At 70.0% G+C, this 24900-nt stretch carries 20 protein-coding genes and 1 pseudogene; 5 read left to right on the plus strand and 16 right to left on the minus strand.

Features of this window, described 5'->3' with window-relative positions; translation table 11 throughout:
• From ABZ896_RS35745 to ABZ896_RS35775, 7 genes are all read right to left on the minus strand, one after another.
• Window positions 1-677, minus strand: a 677-nt coding sequence (locus ABZ896_RS35745; RefSeq protein WP_360938403.1) for a dipeptide/oligopeptide/nickel ABC transporter ATP-binding protein, incomplete at its 3' end; no start/stop codon positions are given.
• A gap of 13 nt (window positions 678-690) precedes the next feature.
• The gene (locus tag ABZ896_RS35750; RefSeq protein WP_360938406.1) at window positions 691-1752 is read right to left on the minus strand and encodes an ABC transporter ATP-binding protein; all 1062 of its coding nucleotides are present in this window, start codon (window positions 1750-1752) and stop codon (window positions 691-693) included.
• Between the two features lie 13 nt (window positions 1753-1765).
• Window positions 1766-2743: an ABC transporter permease gene (locus ABZ896_RS35755; RefSeq protein WP_360938409.1), complete on the minus strand. Its 978-nt coding sequence runs from the start codon at window positions 2741-2743 to the stop codon at window positions 1766-1768.
• Window positions 2744-2842: 99 nt separating this feature from the next.
• On the minus strand, window positions 2843-4636 hold the full coding sequence (locus ABZ896_RS35760; protein ID WP_360938412.1) for an ABC transporter substrate-binding protein: 1794 nt from the start codon (window positions 4634-4636) through the stop codon (window positions 2843-2845).
• A gap of 117 nt (window positions 4637-4753) precedes the next feature.
• Window positions 4754-5800, minus strand: coding sequence for an ABC transporter permease (locus ABZ896_RS35765; protein ID WP_360938415.1), 1047 nt, complete (start codon window positions 5798-5800; stop codon window positions 4754-4756).
• Window positions 5801-6455: 655 nt separating this feature from the next.
• Window positions 6456-8363, minus strand: a complete 1908-nt coding sequence (gene typA, locus ABZ896_RS35770; RefSeq protein ID WP_360938418.1) for a translational GTPase TypA — start codon at window positions 8361-8363, stop codon at window positions 6456-6458.
• Window positions 8364-8490: 127 nt separating this feature from the next.
• Window positions 8491-10749: an ABC transporter family substrate-binding protein gene (locus tag ABZ896_RS35775; RefSeq protein ID WP_360938421.1), complete on the minus strand. Its 2259-nt coding sequence runs from the start codon at window positions 10747-10749 to the stop codon at window positions 8491-8493.
• A gap of 321 nt (window positions 10750-11070) precedes the next feature.
• Here ABZ896_RS35775 and ABZ896_RS35780 point away from each other — a divergent pair, with 321 nt between their 5' ends.
• Genes ABZ896_RS35780 through ABZ896_RS35795 form a run of 4 tightly spaced genes read left to right on the plus strand, consistent with a single transcriptional unit; the run spans window position 11071 to window position 14915 of the window.
• A complete protein-coding gene (locus ABZ896_RS35780) occupies window positions 11071-11358 on the plus strand; it encodes a hypothetical protein (protein WP_360938482.1) in 288 nt (95 codons plus the stop codon).
• A 19-nt stretch (window positions 11359-11377) separates the two neighbouring features.
• Window positions 11378-12214 (plus strand): hypothetical protein, encoded by an 837-nt coding sequence (locus tag ABZ896_RS35785; RefSeq protein ID WP_360938428.1) that lies wholly within the window; start codon window positions 11378-11380, stop codon window positions 12212-12214.
• Complete coding sequence (locus ABZ896_RS35790) at window positions 12214-14148, plus strand: fumarate reductase/succinate dehydrogenase flavoprotein subunit (protein ID WP_360938431.1); 1935 nt, start codon at window positions 12214-12216, stop codon at window positions 14146-14148. The genes ABZ896_RS35785 and ABZ896_RS35790 overlap by 1 nt, the downstream gene beginning before the upstream one ends.
• Window positions 14145-14915 (plus strand): succinate dehydrogenase/fumarate reductase iron-sulfur subunit, encoded by a 771-nt coding sequence (locus ABZ896_RS35795; RefSeq protein WP_360938434.1) that lies wholly within the window; start codon window positions 14145-14147, stop codon window positions 14913-14915. Before ABZ896_RS35790 ends, ABZ896_RS35795 begins: the two co-directional genes overlap by 4 nt.
• On the opposite strand, the gene ABZ896_RS35800 is transcribed toward ABZ896_RS35795, so the two are convergent.
• The 3 genes and pseudogenes from ABZ896_RS35800 to ABZ896_RS35810 all read right to left on the minus strand — a co-directional run bounded on the left by ABZ896_RS35800 (window position 14896) and on the right by ABZ896_RS35810 (window position 16901).
• Complete coding sequence (locus ABZ896_RS35800; protein ID WP_360938437.1) at window positions 14896-15222, minus strand: hypothetical protein; 327 nt, start codon at window positions 15220-15222, stop codon at window positions 14896-14898. The two genes, ABZ896_RS35795 and ABZ896_RS35800, sit on opposite strands and share 20 nt — an antisense overlap.
• A 4-nt stretch (window positions 15223-15226) precedes the next feature.
• Window positions 15227-15556, minus strand: a pseudogene (locus tag ABZ896_RS35805) (aminoglycoside phosphotransferase family protein); the annotation flags it as partial.
• Window positions 15557-15668: 112 nt separating this feature from the next.
• A complete protein-coding gene (locus ABZ896_RS35810; protein ID WP_360938440.1) occupies window positions 15669-16901 on the minus strand; it encodes a hypothetical protein in 1233 nt (410 codons plus the stop codon).
• A gap of 80 nt (window positions 16902-16981) precedes the next feature.
• Here ABZ896_RS35810 and ABZ896_RS35815 point away from each other — a divergent pair, with 80 nt between their 5' ends.
• Window positions 16982-18367 carry a hypothetical protein gene (locus ABZ896_RS35815; RefSeq protein ID WP_360938443.1) on the plus strand — a complete coding sequence of 462 codons (1386 nt, stop codon included), beginning with the start codon at window positions 16982-16984 and terminating at the stop codon, window positions 18365-18367.
• Here ABZ896_RS35815 and ABZ896_RS35820 read toward each other — a convergent pair.
• The 6 genes from ABZ896_RS35820 to ABZ896_RS35845 all read right to left on the minus strand — a co-directional run bounded on the left by ABZ896_RS35820 (window position 18364) and on the right by ABZ896_RS35845 (window position 24861).
• The gene (locus ABZ896_RS35820; RefSeq protein WP_360938446.1) at window positions 18364-21018 is read right to left on the minus strand and encodes a SpoIIE family protein phosphatase; all 2655 of its coding nucleotides are present in this window, start codon (window positions 21016-21018) and stop codon (window positions 18364-18366) included. The two genes, ABZ896_RS35815 and ABZ896_RS35820, sit on opposite strands and share 4 nt — an antisense overlap.
• A gap of 252 nt (window positions 21019-21270) precedes the next feature.
• On the minus strand, window positions 21271-21666 hold the full coding sequence (locus tag ABZ896_RS35825; protein ID WP_360938449.1) for an ATP-binding protein: 396 nt from the start codon (window positions 21664-21666) through the stop codon (window positions 21271-21273).
• A gap of 91 nt (window positions 21667-21757) precedes the next feature.
• Complete coding sequence (locus ABZ896_RS35830) at window positions 21758-22156, minus strand: (deoxy)nucleoside triphosphate pyrophosphohydrolase (RefSeq protein WP_360938452.1); 399 nt, start codon at window positions 22154-22156, stop codon at window positions 21758-21760.
• Window positions 22157-22181: 25 nt separating this feature from the next.
• A complete protein-coding gene (locus ABZ896_RS35835) occupies window positions 22182-22373 on the minus strand; it encodes an SPOR domain-containing protein (protein ID WP_360938455.1) in 192 nt (63 codons plus the stop codon).
• 364 nt (window positions 22374-22737) lie between these two features.
• Window positions 22738-23490, minus strand: a complete 753-nt coding sequence (locus ABZ896_RS35840; RefSeq protein ID WP_360938458.1) for a GntR family transcriptional regulator — start codon at window positions 23488-23490, stop codon at window positions 22738-22740.
• Window positions 23491-23637: 147 nt separating this feature from the next.
• On the minus strand, window positions 23638-24861 hold the full coding sequence (locus tag ABZ896_RS35845; protein WP_360938461.1) for a DUF4190 domain-containing protein: 1224 nt from the start codon (window positions 24859-24861) through the stop codon (window positions 23638-23640).
• Window positions 24862-24900 lie beyond the last annotated feature (39 nt).

Below are 24900 nucleotides of genomic sequence, written 5' to 3' on the forward strand. Positions count from 1 at the left end.
GCGATGCCGAGTTCCTGCTGGACCTTCTGGAGGAGGTTGACGACCTGCGCCTGGATCGACACGTCGAGCGCGGAGACCGGCTCGTCGGCGATGATCAGCTTGGGGTTCAACGCCAACGCCCGTGCCACACCGATGCGTTGGCGCTGGCCCCCGGAGAACTCGTGCGGGAAGCGGTTGAAGTGCTCGGGGTTGAGACCCACGATCTCCAGCAGCTCCCGGACCCGCTTCTCGCGGCCGCCCTCGGGGTTGATGTCGTTGATCTCCATCGGCCCGGAGATGATCTTCCCGACCGTCTGCCGCGGGTTCAGCGAGGAGTACGGGTCCTGGAAGATCATCTGGATCTCGGACCGGATCGGCGCCATCTGCTTGCGCGAGGCGCGCGTGATGTCCTGGCCGCGGTACGAGATCTTCCCGCCCGTCGGCTCCAGGAGCTTGGTGATCAGCCGGCCGGTCGTGGACTTGCCGCAGCCGGACTCCCCCACCAGACCGAAGCTCTCGCCGACGTGCACGCTCAGGTCGATGCCGTCGACCGCCTGCACCTGGCCGACCGTGCGCCGGATCGGGAAACCGCCCTTGACCGGGAAGTGCTTGACCAGCCCCTCCACCTGGAGGAGCGGTTCCCCGGCCGAGTCGGCGGCAGCCTCTTGGGGGGCGGGGAGGACGAGGTCCTCTTTCATGGTTCCTGTCCTCCTAGCCCAGCCTGGGCTTGATCTCTTCGATGAAAATGGTCCGCTTCTGGTCCGCCGTCAAGTGGCAGGCCGAGGCGCGGTCCGGGCCCAGCAGCGGACGCTCGGCGACGCAGCGGTTGCCGCCCACCCGGTCCTGGAAGGTGCAGCGCGGGTGGAAACGGCAGCCCGCGGGCGGGTTCAGCAGCGACGGCGGCGAGCCGGGGATCGGCGTGAGCGGGGCGCTCAGGTCCGAGTCCAGCCGCGGCATGGAGTTGAGCAGGCCCCAGGTGTACGGGTGCTGCGGCGAGCGGAGCACCTGGTCGGTGGTGCCGCGCTCGATCGCGCTGCCCGCGTACATCACCATGATGTCGTCGGCCATGTCGGCGATCACACCGAGGTCGTGGGTGATGAAGACGATCGCGGAACCGAACTCCTGCTGGAGGTCCTTGAGCAGGTCGAGGATCTGCGCCTGGACCGTCACGTCCAGGGCGGTGGTCGGCTCGTCGGCGATCAGCAGGTCGGGGTCGCAGACCAGGGCCATCGCGATCATCGCGCGCTGGCGCATACCGCCGGAGAACTGGTGCGGGTAGTCCTTGGCGCGTTCCTTCGGGTTGGGGATGCCCACCTTGGCGAGCATCTCCACGGCCCGCTCCCAGGCGGCCCTCTTGGAGGCGCCGGTGTGCTTCATGAACGGCTCGGCGATCTGCCGGCCCACCGTGTAGTACGGCGAGAGCGCGGTGAGCGGGTCCTGGAAGATCATGGCGGCCTTGTTGCCGCGCACCTTCTCCAGTTCCTTCTCGGTGGCGGTGACCAGTTCCTGGCCGTCCAGGACGATCTCGCCGTCGATCGTGGTGTTCTTCGGGTTGTGCAGTCCGAGGACGGTCAGGTTGGTCACGGACTTGCCGGACCCGGACTCGCCCACGATGCCCAGGGTCTTGCCGCGAGCGACGTCGAAGGAGAGTCCGTCGACCGCCTTGACGACGCCGTCCTCGGTGGAGAACCGCACACTCAGATCGCGGACCGACAGGAAGGCCTCCGGCCCGGTCGGGGCCGGTGTGTCCTCGGTCTTGGTCAGTGTGGTCACGGTGTCGCTCTTCCTACGAAAGCCGGATACGCGGGTCGATCCAGGCGTACACGATGTCGGTGATGATGTTGAGGAACAGAATCGCGCAGGCCCCGACCAGCATGACGCCCATGGTCAGCGGGAGGTCCTTCTGCGTCGCGCCGTTCACCGCGAGGCGGCCGATCCCGTTGAGGGAGAAGGTCAGTTCGGTGACCACCGCGCCGCCGAGCAGGCTGGAGAGGTCGATGCCGAAGACGGTGACGATGGGGATCAGGGAACCGCGCCAGGCGTAGCGGAAGAAGACGTACCGCTGCGGCATGCCCTTCGCCTTCGCGGTGCGCACGTGTTCCTCGGAGAGCTGCTCGATCAGCGAGGAGCGCGCCATACGCGTGTACTGGGCGGTGAAGATGGTCGACAGCACCACGATGGGGATCGACAGGCCGATCAGCCAGTCCAGCGGGTTGTCGGTGAAGGGGACGTAGTGCGGGTCCTCCATCCAGCCCGTGCTGTAGACGAAGATCGTCAGCGCGATCGGGCCGAGGAAGTAGATCTGGAACGAGCTGAGGACCATGGACGCGCCGGTGGCCGTCTTGTCGAGCACGGACCCGCGCTTGTAGGCGGCGAGCATGCCCGCGCCGATCCCGACGATCAGGAAGACGACCGCGGAGCCCACCGTGAGCGAGAGGGTCAGCGGGAAGCGGTCCTTGATGGTGTCCCAGACGAGGTCACCGGAGTAGAACGACTCGCCCAGGCAGGGGGCCGGGCAGTGGCCGTCCGGGAAGTCGCGGCCGGTGACGATACCGGACATGAAGTCCCAGAACTGCTGGGCGATCGGCAGGTTGAGGCCGAGGGCCTCACGGATGTCCTCGAGCCTCGCCGGTGAGCAGTCCTTGCCGCAGGCCAGCGAGGCGTAGTCGGAGGGTGCGGCGACGAACAGGAAGAACGTGGCCGCGCCGATCAGGAACAGAGTGACCAGGGCACCGATCGTGCGCCGGACGATGAACTGAAGCATGGCGGGTTGACTGCTCTCTGCGGAGGTGGTCGGGGTTCGCACGGGGGCCGGGGGCGCGCTCCGCCTGGTGCGCGCCCCCGCCCCGTCAGCCGTAGAGAGTTACGACTTCAGGAAGAGGTTGTTGACGTCGATGTAGCTCGACTCGGTGCTGTAGCGGGCGCCGCCGATGTTCGAGCCGTAGAGCTGGAACTGCTTGGTGTACCACAGCGGAGCGGCCGGGTTGATCTTCTCCAGGATGTAGTGGTGCGCTTCCTTCCAGGTGGCCGCGGCCTCGGTCGGCTGCTGGGTCAGGGCCTTCTTGATCAGCTCCTGGACCTTGGGGTCGTTGATGTGCGAGTAGTTCGCGGAGCCGTCGGCGACCTGGTCACCGTCGTAGATCGGCGTGACGACCGTGCCCGGCGACGGCCAGTCCTGGCCCCAGCCGGTGATGTACATGTCGTACGGGTTCTTGAGCTTGCCGATCTGCTCGTAGTAGCTCGCGCTGTCGACCTCCTTGGAGACGACGTCGAAGCCGACCTTGGTCAGGGCGTCCTCGATCGCGACCTTGCGCTTCTGGCCGGCCTCGCTGTTGGAGTAGGCGAAGACGAGCTTCTTCTCGGCGGCCGGGACGCTCTTGAGGAGTTCCTTGGCCTTGGCGATGTTGCCGCTCGGGGTCTTCAGACGGCCGTACGGGTCGTACTTCGGCTCGTAGCCCGGCAGGGTCGGGGCGAACAGGTTCGGGGCCACGTCACCGCCGTACGCGCCACCCTCGCCCGCGATGAGCGACTTGGAGTTGACGGCGTAGGTGGCGGCGTCACGGACGGCCTTGTTCTTCACCCGGTCCAGGTTGAAGGTCAGCGTCATGACGTAGGGCTGGTAGCCCTTGATCGTGCGCTTGTTGACGGCCGGGTCGCTGACGACGTCCTGGATCTGGGTGGACTCGACGCCGCCGGTGAACTGGATGGCGTTCTTGGAGACACCCTGGTCGGCGATGAGCCGCTTGGTCTGGGTGGACTCGGTGACGCCGAACTGGAAGTCGAAGCCGTCCACGTACTGGTGGCGCACGGAGTCGGTCTTCGGGTCCCAGTTCGTGTTCTTCACGAGCTTGAGGGTCTTGCCGATCTTGTACTCGGCGATCTTGTACGGGCCCGTGGCGACCGGTGCCTTGTCGTACTTCTCCTTGGTGTCGCCCTTGGCCGGCACGATGGAGTAGCCCGGCATGGCCAGCGTCTGCGGCAGGTCGGGGCGGGCCGTGTCGAAGTGGAAGACGACGGTCTTGGCGTCCGGCGTCTCCAGCACGCTGTCGGGCAGGTGCTTGGAGCCGTAGCCGCCGTCCGGCAGGGAGTCCCGGTACTTCGGGCCGCTCAGCCAGGTCTGCAGGTAGGTCGGGCCGTCGAAGATGAACTTCGCGTAGGTGCGCTCGACGCTGTGGCGGACGTCGGCGGACGTGATGGCGTTGCCGTTCGCGTCCTTGACACCGTCCTTCAGCGTGAAGGTCCAGGTCTTGCCGCCCTCGGAGGACTTGCCGGAGTCGGTGGCGAGGTCACCGACGACCGACATGTTGCCCTTGCTGTCCTCGGAGAAGTTGGTGAGACCTCTGAAGAGCAGGTTGGCGGCCTGGCCGGCGTCGGAGACGTAGATCTGGCCCGGGTCCAGGTGGGTCAGGCCCGACTCCTGGTACACGGTGATGGTGCCGCCGCTCTTCGCACCGGCCACCTCCTTGGCGGGACCGGTGGAGGCCGCCGCGTCGGCGTAGGCGACCGCCTTCGACTGGACCGACGCCTCCTCCTGGTCCTTCTTGGAGTCGGTGCCGGAGGTGTTCCCCTTGTTCTCCGAGCATCCGGTGAGCACCAGGGCTCCGGCCGCCACGGCGACCAGTCCGGCGCGCACGGGGCGTGATCGATACGAATTCATAGTGGTGAATGCACCTGCCTGTCGGTTTGTTATCCACTGAGCACTGCTGTCAACTGCCTGGCTCGGCCGCAGGCCGACGCAAGGGGCGGCAGTCCCCCCACCCACCCAGGGACGTTGTTACCGCCCGGACTTGGGGTCTAGGGCGTCCCGTACGGAGTCTCCGAGGAGGTTGAAGCACAGGACGAAGATCACCAGCGCGGTGCCGGGGAAGAACATGAACGCCGGGTCCTGCTCGGCGACGTCCGCGCCGGTGGCGAACATGCGGCCCCAGTCGGGGGTCGGCTCGACGAAGCCGACGCCGACGAAGGAGAGGAACGCGATGGTGAGGATGGTGCTGGGCAGCTGGTACGTGAACTGGATCAGGATCGGTGAGACCACGTTCGGCAGGATCTCCTTGCGGACGATCCGCCAGGGCGAGGCGCCGGCCACCTTGGCCGCCTCCACGAACTCCCGCTCGCGCAGCGACAGCACGGTCGAGCGGACCAGCCGGGCCATGCCCATCCAGCCCAGCAGCCAGAGCACGATCAGGATGGCCAGCGCCCGGAAGTAGGTGGGCGTCTCCTCCCGCGGGTCCACGAAGAACGCGGTCACCACGGGCATGAAGGCGATGAAGAACAGCTGCTGCGGGAAGGACAGGAAGAAGTCGGTGACCCGGCCCAGCCAGTAGTCGGTACGACCGCCGAAATAGCCGCCGATCAGGCCGATCAGGATGCCCGTCACCATCAGCAGCGTGGTCACGCCCAGCGCCATGAACAGCGAGGTGCGCATGCCGTACAGCAGCATGGTGAAGACGTCCCGGCCGAACTGCGGTTCCACGCCGAACCAGTGGGAGCCCGAGACACCGCCGAAGTAGCCGAGCGGGAGCCCGAACTCGTCGAGGACCGGGTGCGCGTCCGCGTACTCGGGGTCCTGGCCGTAGAGCGTGTACGGGTTCTTCCCGTACAGACTGGCGATGACCGGGGCCAGGAGGGCGATCGTGAAGTAGAGGATCACCACGCAGGCGCAGAAGACCCCGACGCGGTCGCGCTTGAAGCGGAGCCACGTCAGCTGGCCGGGAGAGCGGCCTTCGAGGCTCTTGGCCTCCTCGGCCCTGGTCTGCGGCTCCTGTTCGCCGTCGACCTGGACCGATGTCCCGCCGCCCTCGATACCGATAGGACTTGTCACAGTTTGCCCATTTCACAGGTGTGGGTGTGCCGACTCCGCGACCGGCGCGGGTGCGCGTGGCCAAGGACCGGATCATGAAGAAGCGTCAAGGGACCCGTCGGGGCGGGAAACCCGCAGCCGGACGCGCGTAGCCGAAAGGCCGCGTCAGACCGCCGACCAGGTCCTCGGAGTCAGTCTCCGCGCGCGGTCGGACAGCGGTCAGCCAGTGACACTGCGACCCACCTGGTGCTTGTGACACCACGCATGGGGCTCCTCCTCATGACTCCACGTGTTCACCAACAGGAGGGGGCACATGCCTTTCCTTCGACACCCCTGACGAAGGATCAGACGCCCCCTGGTGCTCGTGAGTCGGCGCCGTCCCCACGGCGCGAGACCCATTGACCCGAGCGTTACGCGGCTAACTATCTGCCATGAGCCAAGTGCCGACCACCGTCTTTAAATCTCAATTCAGTCACAGCTGCCGTATAGATCTTCCAAAATCTGGACAAACTGTCATGCGCGAGAAGGCCACGAAACGGACGTGTTACATGGCTATCGGGCGCGGGAATCCGCATTTCGGACGTCCCGGGCGCGGGTTCGACTGAAAATGGGTTGCAAAAAGCCCGGGCGCCCCCACGATGGGAGCGCCCGGGCCGGGCTGTGCGGTTACTGTGCGTCAGCCGTGCTTGGCGCGGCTCGCGGCGCGCGCCCGCTCACGGGCGTCCAGGTTCACCTTGCGGATGCGAACGGCCTCCGGGGTGACCTCCACGCACTCGTCGTCGCGGCAGAACTCCAGGGACTGCTCCAGGGAGAGCTTGCGCGGCGGGACGATCGCCTCGAACGAGTCGGCCGACGACGACCGCATGTTCGTGAGCTTCTTCTCCTTGGTGATGTTGACGTCCATGTCGTCGGAGCGGGAGTTCTCGCCGACGATCATGCCCTCGTACACCTCGGTGCCCGGCTCCGTGAACAGCACCCCGCGCTCCTGGAGGTTCGTCATCGCGAACGCGGTGACGGCGCCGGAGCGGTCGGCGACCAGCGAGCCGTTGTTACGGGTCTGCAGGGTGCCGAACCAGGGCTCGAAGCCCTCGTGGATGGAGTGCCCGATTCCGGTGCCGCGGGTCTGGGTCAGGAACTCCGTCCGGAATCCGATCAGACCGCGCGAGGGGACCACGAACTCCATGCGGACCCAGCCGGAGCCGTGGTTCGACATGTTGTCCATACGGCCCTTGCGGACGCCCATGAGCTGCGTGACGGCGCCCATGTGCTCCTCGGGGACGTCGATCGTCATGCGCTCGACGGGCTCGTAGACCTTGCCGTCGACGTCCTTGGTGACGACCTGCGGCTTGCCGATGGTCAGCTCGAAGCCCTCGCGGCGCATCTGCTCGACCAGGATGGCGAGCGCCAGCTCACCACGGCCCTGGACCTCCCAGGCGTCGGGACGCTCGGTGTCGATGACGCGCAGCGAGACGTTGCCGACCAGCTCGCGGTCGAGGCGGTCCTTGACCTGGCGGGCGGTGACCTTGCGGTCCTTGACGGCCGCCTTGTTGTCGGCGCCCTTGCCGGTGCCGCCCCGGCCGACCAGCGGCGAGGTGTTGGTGCCGATGGTCATGGAGATCGCCGGCTCGTCGACCGTGATCAGCGGGAGCGGGATCGGGTTCTCGGGGTCGGCGAGGGTCTCGCCGATCATGATGTCCGCGATACCGGCGACGGCGCAGATGTCACCGGGACCCGCGACCTCGGCGGGCTTGCGGGTGAGCGCCTCGGTCATCATCAGCTCGGTGATCCGCACGTTGGTCATGCTGCCGTCGCGCTTGATCCACGTGACGGTCTGGCCCTTGCGCAGCTCGCCCTGCTCGACGCGGAGCAGCGCGATACGGCCGAGGAAGTTGTCGGCGTCCAGGTTGGTGACGTGCGCCTGGAGCGGGGCCTCCTCGTCGTACGTGGGGGCCGGGATGTGCTGGAGGATCGTGGAGAAGAACGGCTCCAGGCTGTTGGAGTCCGCGGGGACCGTGCCGTTCTCCGGCTTGGTCAGCGAGGCGATGCCGTCCCGGCCGCAGGCGTAGACGATCGGGAACTCGATCTGCTCCTCGTCCGCGTCCAGGTCGAGGAAGAGGTCGTAGGTCTCGTTGACGACCTCGTCGATCCGGGAGTCGGGCCGGTCCGTCTTGTTGATGCACAGGATGACGGGCAGCCGCTGCTGGAGCGCCTTGCGCAGCACGAAGCGGGTCTGCGGGAGCGGGCCCTCGGAGGCGTCGACGAGGAGGACGACACCGTCCACCATCGACAGACCGCGCTCGACCTCGCCGCCGAAGTCGGCGTGGCCGGGGGTGTCGATGATGTTGATGGTGATGACGTCCCCCCCGTCCTTGGGGTGGTACTTCACCGCCGTGTTCTTGGCGAGGATCGTGATGCCCTTCTCACGCTCCAGGTCGTTCGAGTCCATCATGCGGTCGTCGACGCCTTCGAGCTGGTGAGCGGCGAAGGCACCGGCCTGCTTCAGCATTCCGTCGACGATGGTCGTCTTGCCGTGGTCGACGTGGGCGACGATGGCGACATTGCGGATGTCGTGGCGCGTGGCCATGAAGGCGTACTCCTGGAGTGTGAGGAAGGCCGACGCGTACGTCTGTGTTACGCGGACCCTGCCGGGCTCAACATGCCACGGCCTCACCCCATCGTACGGTGCCTCGCCGGCCGGGGCTCGCCGGGCCTCAGTCTCCGGTCGGGGAGGCCGAGACCTCGGCGCCCTTCTTCAGGAAGCCCATGTCCTCGTAGACGGGGGTCTGGAACCCGAAGGCACCGGCGTTGACCACGTTCTTCTTCGCCGCCGTCAGCTGCGGGCGCTGGTAGAGGGGGATGGAGCCGGCGGCCGCCCAGATCCGGGAGTCGGCCTTGCGGATCAGCCCCCGGCTCTCGCTCTCGTCCAGCGTCGACGCCGCCTGGTCGAACAGCTGGTCGACCTGGTCGGTGCCGACCCGGGTGTAGTTCTGCTCGACGTTCAGCGAACCGTCGGCCGCGGGGACCGGCTTCGCGAAGATCGGGCGCCCGTCGGTGGCGGGGAACGCGGACGCGGGCCACGAGTACAGGGCGAGGTCGTACTGCCCGGAGGCGATGTGGTCCTTGAAGTAGCTCGCGTCGGACACCTTGGTGATCCGGGTGCGGATGCCGACCTTCGCCAGCATCCCGGAGATCCGGTCGGCCACCTTGCCCAGCGACTCGGCGCCGGGGCCCGAGGGCAGCACGAAGCGGAGGGTGAGCGCCTTGCCGTCCTTGGCGAGCGGTCCGGCCGCGGCGGCGCCGGGCGCGGGGGTGCCCTTGGGGGCGTAGGCGCCGGCGGGCGCGCCGCCCTGGTTCAGCTTGTTCGCGTACTGCTTGCCGTCCTGCGCGAGGTGGTGGGAGCCGCCGTCGTCCTTGGGCTCCTTCTCGTCACCGCTCTTCTCGTCCGCGCTCTTCTCGTCCGCGCTCTTGTCGTCCGCGCTCTTGTCGTCCTCGCCGACGATGTACGTGCCGTCCTCGTCGCTGTCGTCGGCCGCCTTCTTCCCCTTGGCGCCCGCCGCCTTCTCCCCCTTCTTCTTCTCCTTGTCGACCGGCCCGCCGGGCACCCACCCGGCGTCCGCCAGCAGCGCCGCCGCCTCCTTGGCGTCCTGGCCGCCGAGCGCACCGCTGTTGTCGGCGTACGCGGGCTGGCCGGAGAGCGCGAGGTGGCTCCCGACCGGCTCCGCGGGCAGACCGAGCGGGGTGAGGACGACCTGCGCGAGCGCCTTGCGGTCGAGGGCGCGGGCCACGGCCCGGCGGACCCGCTCGTCGGCGAGCGGCCCCTCGGCGCCGTTGAGGGCGAGCTGGGTGTAGGCGGGCTCCAGCGACTTGCGGACCTCGAAGCCCTGGAGCGCCTTCTGCTGAAGCTCGTACACGGCTACGGCCTTGCGCTCCTTCTTGCGGGCGCTGATCTCCTCGTCCGCGGCCTCCTCGCCCTCGCCGTGGACGACGGCCCAGGAGCGCAGCGCGTCGGCGGCGCGCAGGTTGCCGGCGGGGCCGTGGGCGGGAAGGCCGACCGGGCCCTGGAGCGGGGTGCTCGTCCCCTTGCCCTTCGCGCGGGTCGCGAGGCCGATGCGGCCGACGGTCTCGGTGTCGATCTCGGCCAGGTCGAGTTCGCCGTCGGCCAGCGCGGCGGCACGCTCGTCGCGCGGTACGGCGCGCAGCACGATCTCGCTCAGCTTGGCGGGCCGGCCCCACCAGCGCGGGTTGCGGGTGAGGGTGACCTCGTCGTCCTTGTGGTCGACCTTCTGCAGCCGGAAGGGACCGGCGGTGACCTTGAGCTTCTTGCGGGCGCCGTCGTTGAAGGAGTCCGGGGTGCCCATGACGTCCTTCGGGTACAGCGGCGAGAACAGCGACTGCCAGTCGGCGTACGGCCGCGCGAAGGTGACCCTGACCTCCAGGTCGTCGGCGCCGCGCTCGATCTTCTCGATCCGCTCGTAGCCGGCGTTGCGGGCGGTCCAGTACGCGGAGTCCTTGCCGGACAGGGCGCGCCACTGGGCGGCGAAGTCGGCGGCGCCGATCTCCCGGCCGTCGCTCCACACGGCCTGCTGGTTCAGCTTGTACACCACGACCTGCTTCGGCTCGGTCTCGACGACCTTCGCGGACTCCAGGTAGTCGGCGTTGCGCTGCGGCCGCCCGGTCGCGTCGAGCCGGTACATGGAGGGCAGTACCGCCTGGGCGACGGTGGTGGTGGCCGCGTCCGCGTCCGACTGGAAGGTGTTCAGCGTCTCCGGTACGGCGTCCACGGCCCAGTGCAGGGTGCCGCCGTCGGCGACCAGGTTCCGCGGCGCGGGGGCGATGTCCTGCCCGGCGAGCGGCTTGCCCGCGGGGTCCTCGGAACCGCAGCCGGTGAGCGCGGGCACCGCGAGGGCGCCGGCGGTGAGGAAGGCGACCGAGCGCATGACCGCGCGCAGGCCGATGCCGTCGTGGGACATGCCGTCTACCTCCAGGAGTGGCCCGCCGTTTTGATCACGTTTGGCGGAGTATGGAGCTGATCAGATGTATGCGGCTCACTGAAGAGGAAAGGGTTCGGCAGCGGGGGGCGACACGGCGTGGGGCGGGACGAAGGCCACCCGTGCGGCGCAATGGCGGGCGTGCGGCGGCGCGATACCGGGCGTGCGGGGGCGCGTACGGAGGCATGCGATCCGCCAATCCATGCACGTCCCTTCCCAGCGGCGGGTGTGACGCGCAACACTCGCAGGCGCATGACCGTTCCCGTCCAGGGCGATGGCGCCCGCGGAAGTGAGGTCACCGTCATGTCCGTGAACGACGAACTGGCATCGGCCCAGCGCGCGCTCGACGAAGTGCTCCGGTACGTCAAGCGACTGGAGCAGCAGTTGGGCAGCGGAGGCCTGGAGATGCGCCGCGTCCGCATGGACGCCGACCGGCTGCGCGAGAGCCTCGCGCTGCTGAAGGAGGGATCGAGCCCGGCGGCGCCCAAGAAACCGCAGCTCGTGACCATCCCCGACACCCCCTACGACAACAGCCTGTGGACGGACTCGGACGACGAGGGACTCGGCGCCCGCGACCGCAGGGCACCCTGAACCCGACCGGAGTCAAGAGTTGGCCACTGGTACGGAACCCCCGGACACCGAATCCCATCCCGTGCGCGGCGGCGTACACACCGGTACGCGCGCCGCGATCGCCGCCCCGCACCTGCGCACCGACCGCTGGTGGCTCGCGCCCGCCGGCACCGCGGCCGGGCTGTTCGCCTTCATCGTGTACTCGACGTGGCGGGCCTTCGCCGACACGGACTACTACGCGGCCCCCTACGTCTCGCCGTTCTACTCCCCCTGCCTCGCCGAGCGCTGCGCGCCCATGCGGCACGGCCCCAACTGGGAGCTGTTCGGCGGCTGGTGGGGCATCTCCCCCGCGATCATCATCCTGATCTTCCCGCTCGGCTTCCGCCTGACCTGCTACTACTACCGCAAGGCCTACTACCGGGGCTTCTGGGCGTCCCCGCCGGCCTGCGCGGTGGCCGAGCCGCACAAGAAGTACACCGGTGAGACCCGCTTCCCGCTGATCCTGCAGAACATCCACCGGTACTTCTTCTACGCCGCGATCGTGGTCGCCGGGATCCTGACCTACGACACCGTCCTCTCGTTCCGCAACGAGCACTACGAGTGGGGCCACATGGGCCTCGGCTCCCTGGTGTTCCTGGTCAACATCGTGCTGATCTGGGCGTACACCCTCTCCTGCCACTCCTGCCGGCACATCGTGGGCGGCAAGCTGCGGCACTTCTCGAAACACCCCGTGCGGTACAAGGCCTGGCAGTTCGTGGGCAAGCTGAACGCCCGTCATATGCAGCTCGCCTGGGCCTCGTTGGTGAGCGTGGCGCTCGCCGACTTCTACGTCTTCCTGGTCGCCTCCGGCGCTTTCAATGATCCGAGGTTCTTCTGATGTCCGTGGTCGACCGTCAGGAGTGGGACGTCGTCGTGGTCGGCGCGGGCGGTGCCGGTCTCCGGGCCGCCATCGACGCCCGCGAACGCGGCGCCCGCACCGCCGTGATCTGCAAGTCGCTGTTCGGCAAGGCGCACACGGTGATGGCCGAGGGCGGCATCGCGGCCAGCATGGGCAACGCCAACTCGAACGACAACTGGCAGGTCCACTTCCGCGACACCATGCGCGGCGGCAAGTTCCTCAACCAGTGGCGGATGGCCGAACTGCACGCCCAGGAGGCCCCGGACCGGGTCTGGGAACTGGAGACCTGGGGCGCCCTCTTCGACCGTACGAAGGACGGCCGGATCTCCCAGCGCAACTTCGGCGGCCACGAGTACCCGCGCCTCGCCCACGTCGGCGACCGCACCGGCCTCGAACTGATCCGCACGCTCCAGCAGAAGATCGTGTCGCTCCAGCAGGAGGACAAGAAGGAGACCGGGGACTACGAGTCGCGCCTGAAGGTCTATCAGGAGTGCACGGTCACACGGGTGTTGAAGGACGGTTCGCGGGTCTCCGGTGTCTTCGCCTACGACCGGGAGACGGGCCGTTTCTTCGTCCTGGAAGCCCCGTCCGTCGTGATCGCCACCGGTGGCATCGGCAAGTCCTTCAAGGTGACGTCGAACTCGTGGGAGTACACGGGAGACGGCCACGCGCTGGCGCTGCTGGCCGGAGCGCCCCTGCTAAACATGGAGTTCGTGCAGTTCCACCCGACCGGCATGGTCTGGCCGCCCTCGGTGAAGGGCATCCTCGTCACGGAGTCGGTGCGCGGCGACGGCGGGGTGCTCAGGAACTCCGACGGCAAGCGGTTCATGTTCGACTACGTCCCCGACGTCTTCAAGGAGAAGTACGCGGAGTCGGAGGAGGAGGGCGACCGCTGGTACGAGGACCCGGACAACAACCGCCGTCCGCCCGAGCTGTTGCCCCGCGACGAGGTGGCGCGGGCCATCAACTCCGAGGTGAAGGCGGGCCGCGGCTCCCCGCACGGCGGTGTCTTCCTGGACGTGTCGACGCGCATGCCCGCAGAGGTCATCCGGCGCCGACTCCCGTCCATGTACCACCAGTTCAAGGAGCTGGCGGACGTCGACATCACGGCCGAGCCGATGGAGGTCGGGCCGACCTGTCACTACGTGATGGGCGGGATCGCGGTCGACTCCGACACGGCGGCGGCGCGCGGGGTGCCGGGGCTGTTCGCGGCCGGTGAGGTCGCGGGCGGGATGCACGGCTCGAACCGGCTCGGCGGCAACTCCCTCTCCGACCTGCTGGTGTTCGGGCGCCGGGCGGGCTGGCACGCGGCGGAGTACGCGACCGGCCTCGCGGCGGACCGGCCGCCGGTGGACGAGGTCCAGGTCGACGCGGCGGCCGCCGAGGCGCTGCGGCCCTTCTCGGCCGAGGGGGTGGAGCCCGACGTAGGTCCTCCGGAGAACCCCTACACCCTGCACCAGGAGCTCCAGCAGGCCATGAACGACCTCGTCGGGATCATCCGGCGCGAGGGCGAGATGGAGCAGGCGCTGGAGAAGCTCGCGGATCTTCGGGTACGGGCCCGGCGGGCCGGGGTCGAGGGGCACCGGCAGTTCAACCCGGGCTGGCACCTCGCCCTCGACCTGCGCAACATGCTGCTGGTCAGCGAGTGCGTGGCGCGGGCCGCGCTGGAGCGGACCGAGTCGCGGGGCGGGCACACCCGCGAGGACCATCCGGGGATGGACCGCAAATGGCGCCGGGTGAACCTGCTCTGCCAACTGGCCGACCCGACGGGCGGGTTGGCGGCCACGGATCCGGTCCGGGGCCAGATCGACCTCACCCGTGAGACCACCGACCCCATCCGCGCCGACCTGCTCGCCCTCTTCGACAAGGAGGAGCTGGTCAAGTACCTCGCCGAAGAGGAGCTGTACGAATGAGCGGCTACACGGCCCACTTCAAGGTGTGGCGGGGTGACGTCAAGGGCGGTGACCTGGAGGACTTCAAGGTCGAGGTCAACGACGGCGAGGTGGTCCTTGACATCATCCACCGCCTCCAGGCCACCCAGGCGCCGGATCTCGCGGTCCGCTGGAACTGCAAGGCGGGCAAGTGCGGTTCGTGCTCGGCGGAGATCAACGGGCGGCCTCGGCTGATGTGCATGACGCGCATGTCCGTCTTCACCCAGGAAGAGACGATCACCGTCACTCCTCTTCGCGCCTTCCCGGTCGTCCGCGACCTGGTCACGAACGTCGGCTTCAACTACCAGAAGGCGCGCGAGGTGCCAGCGTTCGTACCACCCGCGGACCTCGGCCCCGGCGAGTACCGGATGATGCAGGAGGACGTGGACCGCTCGCAGGAGTTCCGCAAGTGCATCGAGTGCTTCCTGTGCCAGGACACCTGCCATGTCGTGCGCGACCACGAGGAGAACAAGACGGCGTTCGCGGGGCCCCGGTTCCTCATGCGGGTCGCGGAGTTGGACATGCACCCGCTGGACGCGGCCGAGGCGGAGGGCCTGGACCGCAAGAAGACCGCCCAGGACGAACACGGGCTCGGCTACTGCAACATCACCAAGTGCTGCACGGAGGTCTGCCCCGAGGGCATCAAGATCACGGACAACGCGCTGATCCCCCTGAAGGAACGCGCGGTCGACCGCAAGTACGACCCGCTGGTGTGGCTGGGCTCGATGATCAGGAGGAGGCCTTCGTAACGGCTGTCCGACGCGCGCGACCGGGGCGCCGGGCGAGCCTCTGCAACCCGGCGCCCACGATGTTTCCCGCCGCCAGGCCGAGGAGCGGGAGCGCGGTGTGCCGCGGGAGCGGGCTGCCCAGCGGGCCGAGGAAGAGGAACACCGCAAGGCCGACGCCGTGCGCCACGGTGGCGGCCCCTGACAGACGCGGCCTCAGCACCTCGTCCCGGACCCACCGCGGCGCCCAGCCGGTCGCGGCCTGAAAGGCGCCCAGCACCAGGAGTGCCCCCACCACCACGGCCCCGAGGACCGTCAACACCGAGATCACGCGCTCACTGTCCCACGAGCTCCAGCACCCTGCCCAGGTTGTACTCCGCGATCTCCCGCATCCCCTCCGGGTGCGGGAAGTCGCCCTCGATGAGGCGCAACGGGCCGGCGACGAGGGAGAGATGCATGGCGAGGCGGTAGAGACGCAGCCGGGCCTCGTCCAGGTCGGGGACGCGGAGGGCCTCGTAGTGGCGCCCGAAGCGGAGCCGGAGGAAGACGTGCTCGTGCTCCAGGTCGCCGTAGAGCAGCCCCTCGATGTCGATCAGCGCGGGGCAGCCGTCGCCCGTCAACAGGACGTGGTCCGGGCCGAGTTCGCCGTGGAGGAGGGTGTGGCGGAAAAGGGGGCGGACGGTCCCGCGTCCCAGTAGCCCTCGGCCGCGGACCAGACGTAGGCGACGGCGTCGCACCGCCGTCGAGGGTGGGCCATGGCCGGGTCGCGGAGAAGCACTAGCGGTGGACCCAGTCCCTCTCGTACGCCGTCCAGTCCGCCTCCGTCGCCGCGAAGTCCACGTACAGCGCCACCCCGAAGTTCGTCCGGTCCGCGTCCGTGCGGGAGAGGCCGAGGCGGACTCCTCGGACCGCGGCGGGGACCGTTTCCGCGGCCGCGTGGTGGCCCGCGTCGTTCGTGTGGAAGAAGGGCAGGCCCATCAGGAGGTCGGTGGACGGCGGGGTCACCTCCAGGGCCAGGGACGTCTGCTGGGCCACGTAGCCGCCGTAGAGGCTCTGCAGCGGGGTCGCCGTGTCGTACGACATCACCGCGATCTGGTCGACCCTCCGCGCGACCTGCCCGAAGTACGCCTGCGACCACCACTTGGGGTGCCCGGTGATCGTGCCCGCGACGGAGTGCAGTGCGGGCAGCGGATCGATCTGGTGGGCGGCGACGGAGAGCGGGGCGCCCTGTGCGCGGGTGACCTCGTGGAGGGCGTCGAGGAGGTGGAGGTAATCCGCGTCGCCGGAGTGCAGGGGCTCCAGGTCGAAGTGGGCGCCGTCGAAGCCGGTGGCGAGGATCTGCCGGGTGGAGCGGACGACGGCGGCCCGGGTGTCCCGGTCGGAGAGGCGCAGGCCGTCGGGGCTCTCGGTGGCGAGCTTGTCGCCCAGCCAGGCCTGGACACGGACACCGGGCGCCGCCTTGCGCACGGCACCGATCAGCCAACCCGCCTTCGGGTACGCCGACCCGGGCAGCGTCCCGTCGTGTTCCAGGGGGCCCGCGTGGACGTACAGATCCCGGATCCCGGTGTCCCGGAGGCGCCGCGTGAGAGCGTCGACGTTCGCGTCGGTCTTGCGCCCGTCCACCCAGGCGTGACCGAGCCAGATCGCGTCCTTGCCGCGGCTGCGGGTGCCGTCGGCGGGGTCGCCGGTGTAGTTGAGACGCAGGGCGACGGCGGCGGCGAGGACGGGCAGGAGGAGCACGAGCACGCACCCGACCACACCCCGGCGAACCCAACGCCACCGCCGCGACCCGACCGCGGACACCCCCTGCGCACCGTCACCACCCGGCACGCCCCGCACCTCCACACCTTCACCACCCGGCTCGACCCGCCCCTCCGCACCCTCACCACCCAGCTCGCCCCGCCCCTCCGAAGCCCGCTCCCCCGGCGCACCCCCATCCGCCGACACCCCCCGCGCCTCCGACACCCGGTCCCCCTCCCCCTCACCCCGCACATCCCGCCCGTCCCGCATCCGCTCCCCGTCCCCTCGCCGTACCCCCGCCCACCCCACCCCGCTCGCGCCCCCGCATTCCGCCCCATACGCTCCGAAATGTGACGTCATCCCTGATACGAGACCGGCCGCGGCGGGGCCGCTCGCACATATCCGTGCGGGTGGCCCATGCCCTGCTGGGTGTGGTGGTCGGGGCCCTGTGGCTGGTGTTGCCGTGGATGACGGCCGAGGACGACGCCCCGGTTGCAGACGCGCGCGTGAGTGCCGCGGCGGCCGAGGAGGAGTCCTCCGCCACCGACCTGGTCCTGCCGGTCGCCGCGCTCGCCGTCGTGGTCGCCCTCGCCGCGTACGGCTCCCTGCGCCGGATACGCCGCACCCGCGGCCGTACGACCCCTGCCGCCCCCGGCACGACCCACGTCGGCGCGTACGCCTCCCCTGCGGTCCCTCCCCCACTCGCCGGCCTCGACGACCGCTCCCGCTCCGCACTCGTCGACGCCGACAACCACCTGCGTACCTTCCGCGAGGAACTCCCTTTCGCCGAAGTCGAGTTCGGGGCCGACGCGATGGCGCCCTTCGAGCAGGCGGCCCGAGAAGCCGAGGCCGAGTTGTCCGCCGCGTGCGCGATCCGGCGGCGGTACGAGGAGGGCGTACCGGAGGAGGCGGCGGCACTCGCGGGTGTCGTGGGCCGCTGCGAGGAGGCCGCGCGGCGACTGACCGAGGAGGCCGAACGCCTCGGTGAACTGCGGGCGTTGGAGCGGAACCCCGGTCCGGCCCTGGCGGCCGCGGAGTCCCGTTTCCGTGAACTGACCGCTCGTACGGCCGAGATGGACCCGGCGCCCCCGGGCGACTCCGTCACCGGTTACCTCGAACTGGCCAAGGACGGCCTGGTCACCGCCACCGTCCATCTGAACCAGACCCATCAGGCGACGGCCGCCGGACGGACGGACGAGGCGGCGCAGGAACTCCGCGCCGCCGAGACCGCGATCGCGCGGGCGGACGTGCTGGTGAGCGCGGTGTCACGGCTGCGCGCCGCGCGCACCGAAGCCGCCCGGCTGATCCCGTCCGCCCTCACCGGCGCCGAGGCGGAACTGGCGCCCTTCCGGGGCGGCGTCGAGCGGGAGACGCACGCCCCGCTCCTGCACGCCGACGCGGTCCTGGCCGCCGTACGGCAGGAGGTGACGTCCGGGCAGCCGTACGACCCGATCGGTGTGCTGCGCCGGATCGTCGCCGCGACCGCGTCCCTCGGGGGCGAGGAGCCGCCCGGGGTGCTCACGGCGGCCGCCTGGCTCGTCGCCCGGGAGGCCGTGGCCGCGGCGGAGGACTACGTCGACGTCCACCGGGAGGCGGTCGGTGCCGCGCCCCGCGTGCTGCTGGCCGAGGCCCGGCTGACCGGCGACCTCCCGCGCGCCGACGCCCTGGCCCGCGAGGCGCGCGACCTCGCGGAACGGGACGTACGGCTGCGCGGGCACCCCGACCAGAAGCACTAGAAGAGGCTGAGCAGCGCCTCCGCCGGGTCCACCATGCCGTTCTCCCCGTCGGGCAGCGGGAGTTCGAACCACACCGTCTTGCCCCGGGGCGTGCGCCGTGAGCCCCAGGCCGCGCTGAGCAGGCCGACGAGCTGGAGGCCGCGGCCGCCCTCGTCGGTGTCGCGGGCGCGTCGGCGGCGGGGCTGGACGAGGCCGGAGTCCCAGACCTCGCAGACCAGGGTGCGGTCGAGGAGGAGGCGCAGCCGGATCTCGCCCTCGCCGTACCTGAGGGCGTTGGTGACGAGTTCGCTGACCAGCAACTCCGTGGTGTCGACCAGGGGTTCCAGGTCCCAGCTGAGCAGCTGGCCGCGGGCGTACTCGCGGGCCCGGCCCACGCTGCGCGGCTCGCGCGGCAGCGTCCAGTCGCCGACCGAGTCGGCCGGCAGGCCCTGTACACGTGCCATCAAGAGCGCGATGTCGTCCTCGCCGTGATGGGTGTCGAGGGTGTTGAGGACGTGGTCGCAGACATCCTCCAGGGGCGCGGAGGGGTCGGTGAGCGCGCCCACGAACGCCTGGAGGCCCTCGTCGAGGGGGTGATCGCGGCTTTCGACCAGTCCATCCGTGTAGAGCGCGAGCAGGGCGCCTTCGGGTAGTTCGACCTCCACCTCCTCGAAGGGCTCGCCGCCGACGCCGAGCGGCATGCCGGGCGGCACGTCGAGCATCAGCGCGTCCTCGCCGGGCTCGACCAGGACGGGCGGCAGATGGCCGGCGTTGGCGAAGGTGCAGCGCCTGGTCACCGAGTCGTAGACGGCGTAGACGCAGGTCGCGAGGTACACCTCGGAGAGGTCCGCCTCGCGGGGGCGGCGGGCGGCGCGGGTCGCCTGCTGGACGCCGCCGGGGGCGCCGAGCCCGCGGGCGATCTCGTCCAACGCGGAGAGCACTTCGGCCGGTTCGAGGTCCAGCAGGGCCAGCGTCCGTACGGCGGACCGCAGTTCGCCCATCGCCACCGCCGCGCGCAGACCGCGGCCCATGACGTCGCCGACCACCAACGCCGTACGGTGTCCCGGCAGTTCGATGACGTCGAACCAGTCGCCGCCGACCTCGCTGGGCCGGTCCGCGGAGGAGTTGCCGGGCAGGTAGCGGCAGGCGATGTCCAGGCCGGAGGCGACCGGGTCGCCGGGCGGCAGCAGGGACCGCTGCAGTATCAACGCCCGTTCGTGCTCCCGCCGGTACAGGCGGGCGTTGTCGATACAGACCGCGGCCCGCGCCGCCAGCTCCACCGCAAGGTCCCGGTCCCGGTCCCCGAACGGCTCGCTGCCCTTGGTCCGCGCGAACTGCGCGAGTCCTACGACGGTGTCGTGGGCGACCATCGGCACGGCGAGCGTGGACTGCACCAGGCCGCCCTCCTCGGCCGGGATGTACTGCGGGCGTGCGGTGCGCAGGGCGTCCGCGCACAGGGAGTTGAAGGGGTAGTGGTGGACCGCGCCGACCGCGACGGGGGCGCCGGAGCCGATGAAGGGGGCGTCGGAGACCGCGCTGGCGAAGGCGACCCGGCGCAGTTCCGCGCTGCCGTCGGCGAGCCCGGGCGGGGTCTCGTCACCGGCCAGCAGACCCTGGTAGAGGTCGACGGTGGCCAGGTCGCAGAAGCCGGGGACGACCACGTCGAGGAGTTCGCGGGCCGTGGTCTCCAGGTCGAGGGAGTTCCCTATGCGGGCGCCCGCCTCGTTCAGAAGGGCGAGATTGCGCCGGGCGGCGGCGGCCTCGCGGGCGGCGGCGCGGCGGGCGGTGATGTCGGTGGCGAGCCAGGCGATCCCGATGGGGCGGCCGGAGCCGCTGTGCACGCGGTAGAGGTTGACGGACCAGTGCCGCCGCTCGTCGGAGCCCGGCAGAAAGCCGGTGACGTGCATGTCCGTTATCGAGTCGCCGGTCTCCAGGACCCGGCGCAGGGTCGCGGTGACCCGGTCCGCCTCGGGGCGCGGCAGGTAGTCGGGGACGCCCCGGCCCCGGTGGTCCTCGGGGGTGCCGCCGAACAGGGAGGCGAACCGGTGGTTGGCGCGGCGAATCCGCAGGTCGGGGTCTATGAGCAGAAAGCCGAAGGGAGATTGACCGAAAATCGACTGCGAGGCGGCGAGGTCGGTCTCGATGCTCCGCAGGGTGCGGACGTCCACGACGATGCAGACGGCGGCCCGCTCACCCTCCTCGGTCTGCGTCGGCATGACGTAGACCTCGGCGAGACCCTCCTGCCCGCGCTCCTCCCCCGCCGACTCCGGCAGCCGGAAGGGGACCACGCCGGTCCACTCGCGGCCGTCGAGAATCTCGGCCATCTTCCGCTGGCCCTGCTCGCGCAGATCCGGGTCGATGAACGCCTCGATGGGGTCCATGCCGACCGCGCGCCCGGCCGCGATGCCGAAGAGCTGCTCGGCGCGCAGGCTCCACTGGTCGACGAGGCCGTCTGGGCCTATGGAGAAGGACGCGACCTTGATGTAGTCGTAGATCGAGCCGGGCGGGCTGCTCTGCCACATGGCGTCAGCGGGCGGCACGTCACCGGAGCCCGCGGCACCGGACGACGCGTCGCCGGGCCGGACATGCGCCGCGGCACACTCCGCGGCCTCCGCCCTCGCGCCGTCCGACGGGTCCTTCGACTCCGTGGCCTTCGCTGGTATCTCGCTCACGCGAACCGTCCCCTCCAGCTCACCGCGTCCGGCACCGGTCACCGGGGGCGGCTGCCCGCAGTATCCAGCACTACGGCGCCGCACAACACGGTGTTCACGATCACAGCACGATCCCGACGGTTTTCGGTCCGGGCTGCGACAACACCTACAGTCTTCTAACCAGCGGACACGCCATCGAATCACGGCCATCGACAACTGCCACTGGCCTGAACCAGGCGGTGGACATCGAGGGTGCCGCCGTACAGCGTCTGTTCATCCCGGGACCGCCAGTTCGAACCAGACCGTCTTGCCCGTCACCCCCGGCCGGGTGCCCCAGCGGCGGGCCGAGTGGGCGACCAGCTGGAGCCCGCGCCCGCTCTCGTCGTCCGGCCGGGCCTGGCGTTCCCGGGGCGGGTCGGGCAGCGGGTCGGAGACCTCCACCAGCAGGACGCCGGTGAGGACGAGACGGACGCCGATGGGTCCGGTCGCGTGCCGGAGGGCGTTGGTGACCAGTTCGCTGACCAGCAGGGCGGCGATGTCGGCGAGGCCGTCGAGGTTCCAGTCCCGCAGCCGGTCACGGACCGCCGTACGCGCGGCCCGTACGGCGCTGGGGTCCGCGGGGAACGTCCACTCGGCGCAGTCGCCTTCGGTGTCGATCACGCCGATCACATCCTGGGGCCCGGTGATACACCCGTGTCCACTTTCGTGGGGTTAATGGGCACATACCCGATATCAGGAGGGGAGTACCGCGCCGAACGGCTTAAGAGGGGCGCGAGGTGGCTTCCCGGACCGCGTCCACGTCCTGGTCCAGCCAGTCCACGTCCCAGATCTCATCCGGAGTCAGCCAGCGCAGCGCGTCGTGGTCCTGGAGGGGCTTCGGGGCGGGAGAGGTGGGGCGCAGCCGCGCCGTCCAGACCTGGAGGACGTACGGCGGCTTCAGGGGCCATTCGCCCGGCACGCGGTCCAGGATCTCCGCCTCGACGCCCAACTCCTCGCGGAGTTCACGCGTGAGCGCCTGCTCCGGGGGCTCGCCGGGCTCCACCTTGCCGCCCGGCAACTCCCAGCGGCCGGCCAGTGCCGGAGGCGCGCTGCGGCGGGCGGCCAGGAGGCGGGTGCCGTCGAAGAGGGCGGCTCCGACCACCACGATCCGTTCCGTCATGCGCCGGAGCCTACGGGAGGCCCGGTCAGTCCGCGGAGCTCGTGCCGTTCTGGCTGATCCGCTCGACCCAGTAGAGCTGTTTGTGACCGCGGGAGTCGAGGCTGTCGGCGATCTTCTGGGCCTCCGCCCGGGTCGCGTACCGGCCCACGCGGTAGCGGTTGCCGTTGTCGTCCTGCCGTATGACGAGCCAGGGGAGAGTGATCGTGCCGTCGTTCACAGCGCTCCACCGCCCTTTCCCGCCCCGGCCCGTAACGCGCGCCCCGTCCACGACCTGCGCCGAGCCCCACCCGTCGAGGAAACCGCAATCCGCATATGCCCGAGCCTACGCCCAACCTTTACGCAGCGAATACGAGTTTTCACAAAGAGGTACGCAACCAGCCAGGACGGACGTCCGCACCGGGGGGCGCGCAGGGATCTGCGCGCCCCCGCCGGGCAGGGACGTGTCCGGTCTGCGAGGTGTGGCGCAGGCCCGTGTCGACCTGCGAGAACGTCTGGAATCGAACGGCGTTCGTACCGGGGCGCGGCACCTGTTCGCCGGGGCAACCGCCCCGGGGCGTGCGCTACTTCACCACACGCGTGCGCTACTTCACCGGGAGGTGGTACGCGACCCGGTAGCGGTCGGCCGGGACGACGACGTCGGCCGTCTCCACCGGGCGGCCCGAGGCGTAGTAGGTGCGGTGGACCACCAGCACGACATGGCCGGGGACACCGCCCAGCGCGTGCAGCTCCTCGGCGAGGCCGGGGCGGGCGCCGACCTCCTCGGTGACGTTGTCCACGACGACGTCGATGGCCGCCATGCGCTCGACGACACCCATGCCGCCGAGGGGGCCCTCCTCGGGGAGCATCACGGGGGTGCGCCCGGTGACGGCGAGGGGCTCCCAGGAGGTGGAGAGCATGATCGGCTCGCCGGCGTCCCGGAAGACGTATCGGGTGCACATCACGCGGTCGCCCGGCCGGATGGCGAGCCGCTCGGCGATGGCGCCGCACGCCTCGACCTGGGCGCTGCTCGACTCCCAGGTGCCATGGGAGTCCGCCTCGGCCTGCTCCTGCCGGAAGGGGGTGGCGCCGCTCGCCGGGCGGTAGCCGGAGCGGGCGATCCGGCGGGGCACCGGGCGCTCGCGCACATAGGTCCCGGAGCCGGAGCGGCCCTCGACCAGCCCCTCGGCCATCAGCACCTTGCGCGCCTCCAGGGCGACGGTGTCCGAGACGCCGTACTCCTCGCGGATCCGCGCCTGGGACGGCAGGCGGGTGTGCGGTGGCAGCGAACCGTCGACGATCTTCTTGCGGAGATCCCCCGCGACCCGCAGATACGCCGGCTGCTCACCGAATGTCACTGGCCGCTCCCATCAGGTTGTACAGACAGCAACAGCCTGGCAACCGTGGGTTGGCCCATGCAAGCAAAGGCCAGAGAATCACTCGATGTGATGACATGTTCCGGGGGCGGGCTTTACGCAGGCACTTTCTCCCCGCTATGAGCCGGTTCACACATCGAGGTTGTCGCTCCCCGAGTCGTCGCCCGTGCTCCCGGAGTCCTCGTCGTACGACGGCGGGTCGTAGGCGAGCCCCAGAGCCTTGCGAGCGGTGACGGTCGTGGGGCCGTCGACGTACGCGTAGCCCGCGTCGTAGTGCGTGTAGAACGTGTCCACGTCGTCGGTGGCGGCGGCCTTCTCCCACTCGCCGCGGGACTTCTCCATGTCCTTGATCAGGGCGGCGACCGACTTCTCCGTGTCGTCCCGCCAGGAGTGCGCGCGCAGTTCCCCGATCTGCTCGCCGAGGCTGTCGTGGACCTCTCGCGCCCACTTCCGGTAGGCGGGCAGGTCGTCCTCCGGGTAGGCCTCCGGCTCCGTGTACAGCGTCTCGTCGACGGCATCGAGGGCCAGCAGGAAGGCGAGCTGGTCGTCGTCGAAGGCGTTCGTGCCGGCGAGCAGCGAGCCGGTCAGTGTGCCCGTCTCGTCCGTGTTGCCGAAGATGCAGCTCACTTTCCGGTCGCCCAGCAGCCAACTCTGCCTGGTAGGGCCGAAGTAGTACACGTCGACGTCGTCGGGCAGCGCCCAGCTGTCCATGGCGTAGGCGTTCTGGAGCGGGTAGCACTTCTCGTCCGCGGCGGCGGACACGGCGTCGTCGCCGGGGAAGGTGTCGCCGCTCATCGCGAACTCGCCGAAGACCTCGCCCTCGTGCTCACCCTCGCAGGGGACCTCGTCGACGTCGTAGGTGAGGCCCTCCAGCGACTTGCCCGGGGCGTTGAAGCACTGCCCTTCGGGCACGGAGAAGGTCGAACCCTCGACGTCGCTTTCCTGGAAGACCTCCGACATCCGGGAGAGGCTGCCGGTCGCCAGCAGGAGGATCCACAGGGCGAGGCCCAGGGACGACAGGATCGTCCCGGCGATCGCGAGGCCCTTGCCGGTCTGGCCCTTCTTCCTGATCTGCACCAGCGCGATCACGCCCAGCACCGCGCCCACGGCCGGGAAGCAGCACAGGACGCCGAGCACGAGGGAGGCGACGGCGAGCCCGTTGACGGAGGCGGGGCGGTTGTACGGGGTGTAGCCCTGCCCCCAGACCGGATACGGCTGCCCGTACGGCTGCGGCCCGTAGGGGTGCCCATACGGCTGCTGTCCCTGCGGCGGCGGACCGTAGGGGTCCGGGGCCGGGGACGGCCCCTGGGCGGGGTGGGGCTGCTGGGGCCCAGGGGGCGGAGGTATGGACACGGGTACCGTGCTCCTGGTTCAGACACTGGTGGGGAACTG

The organism is Streptomyces sp. NPDC047072, from assembly GCF_040643855.1.
In the GTDB taxonomy this organism is placed as follows: Bacteria; Actinomycetota; Actinomycetes; order Streptomycetales; family Streptomycetaceae; genus Streptomyces.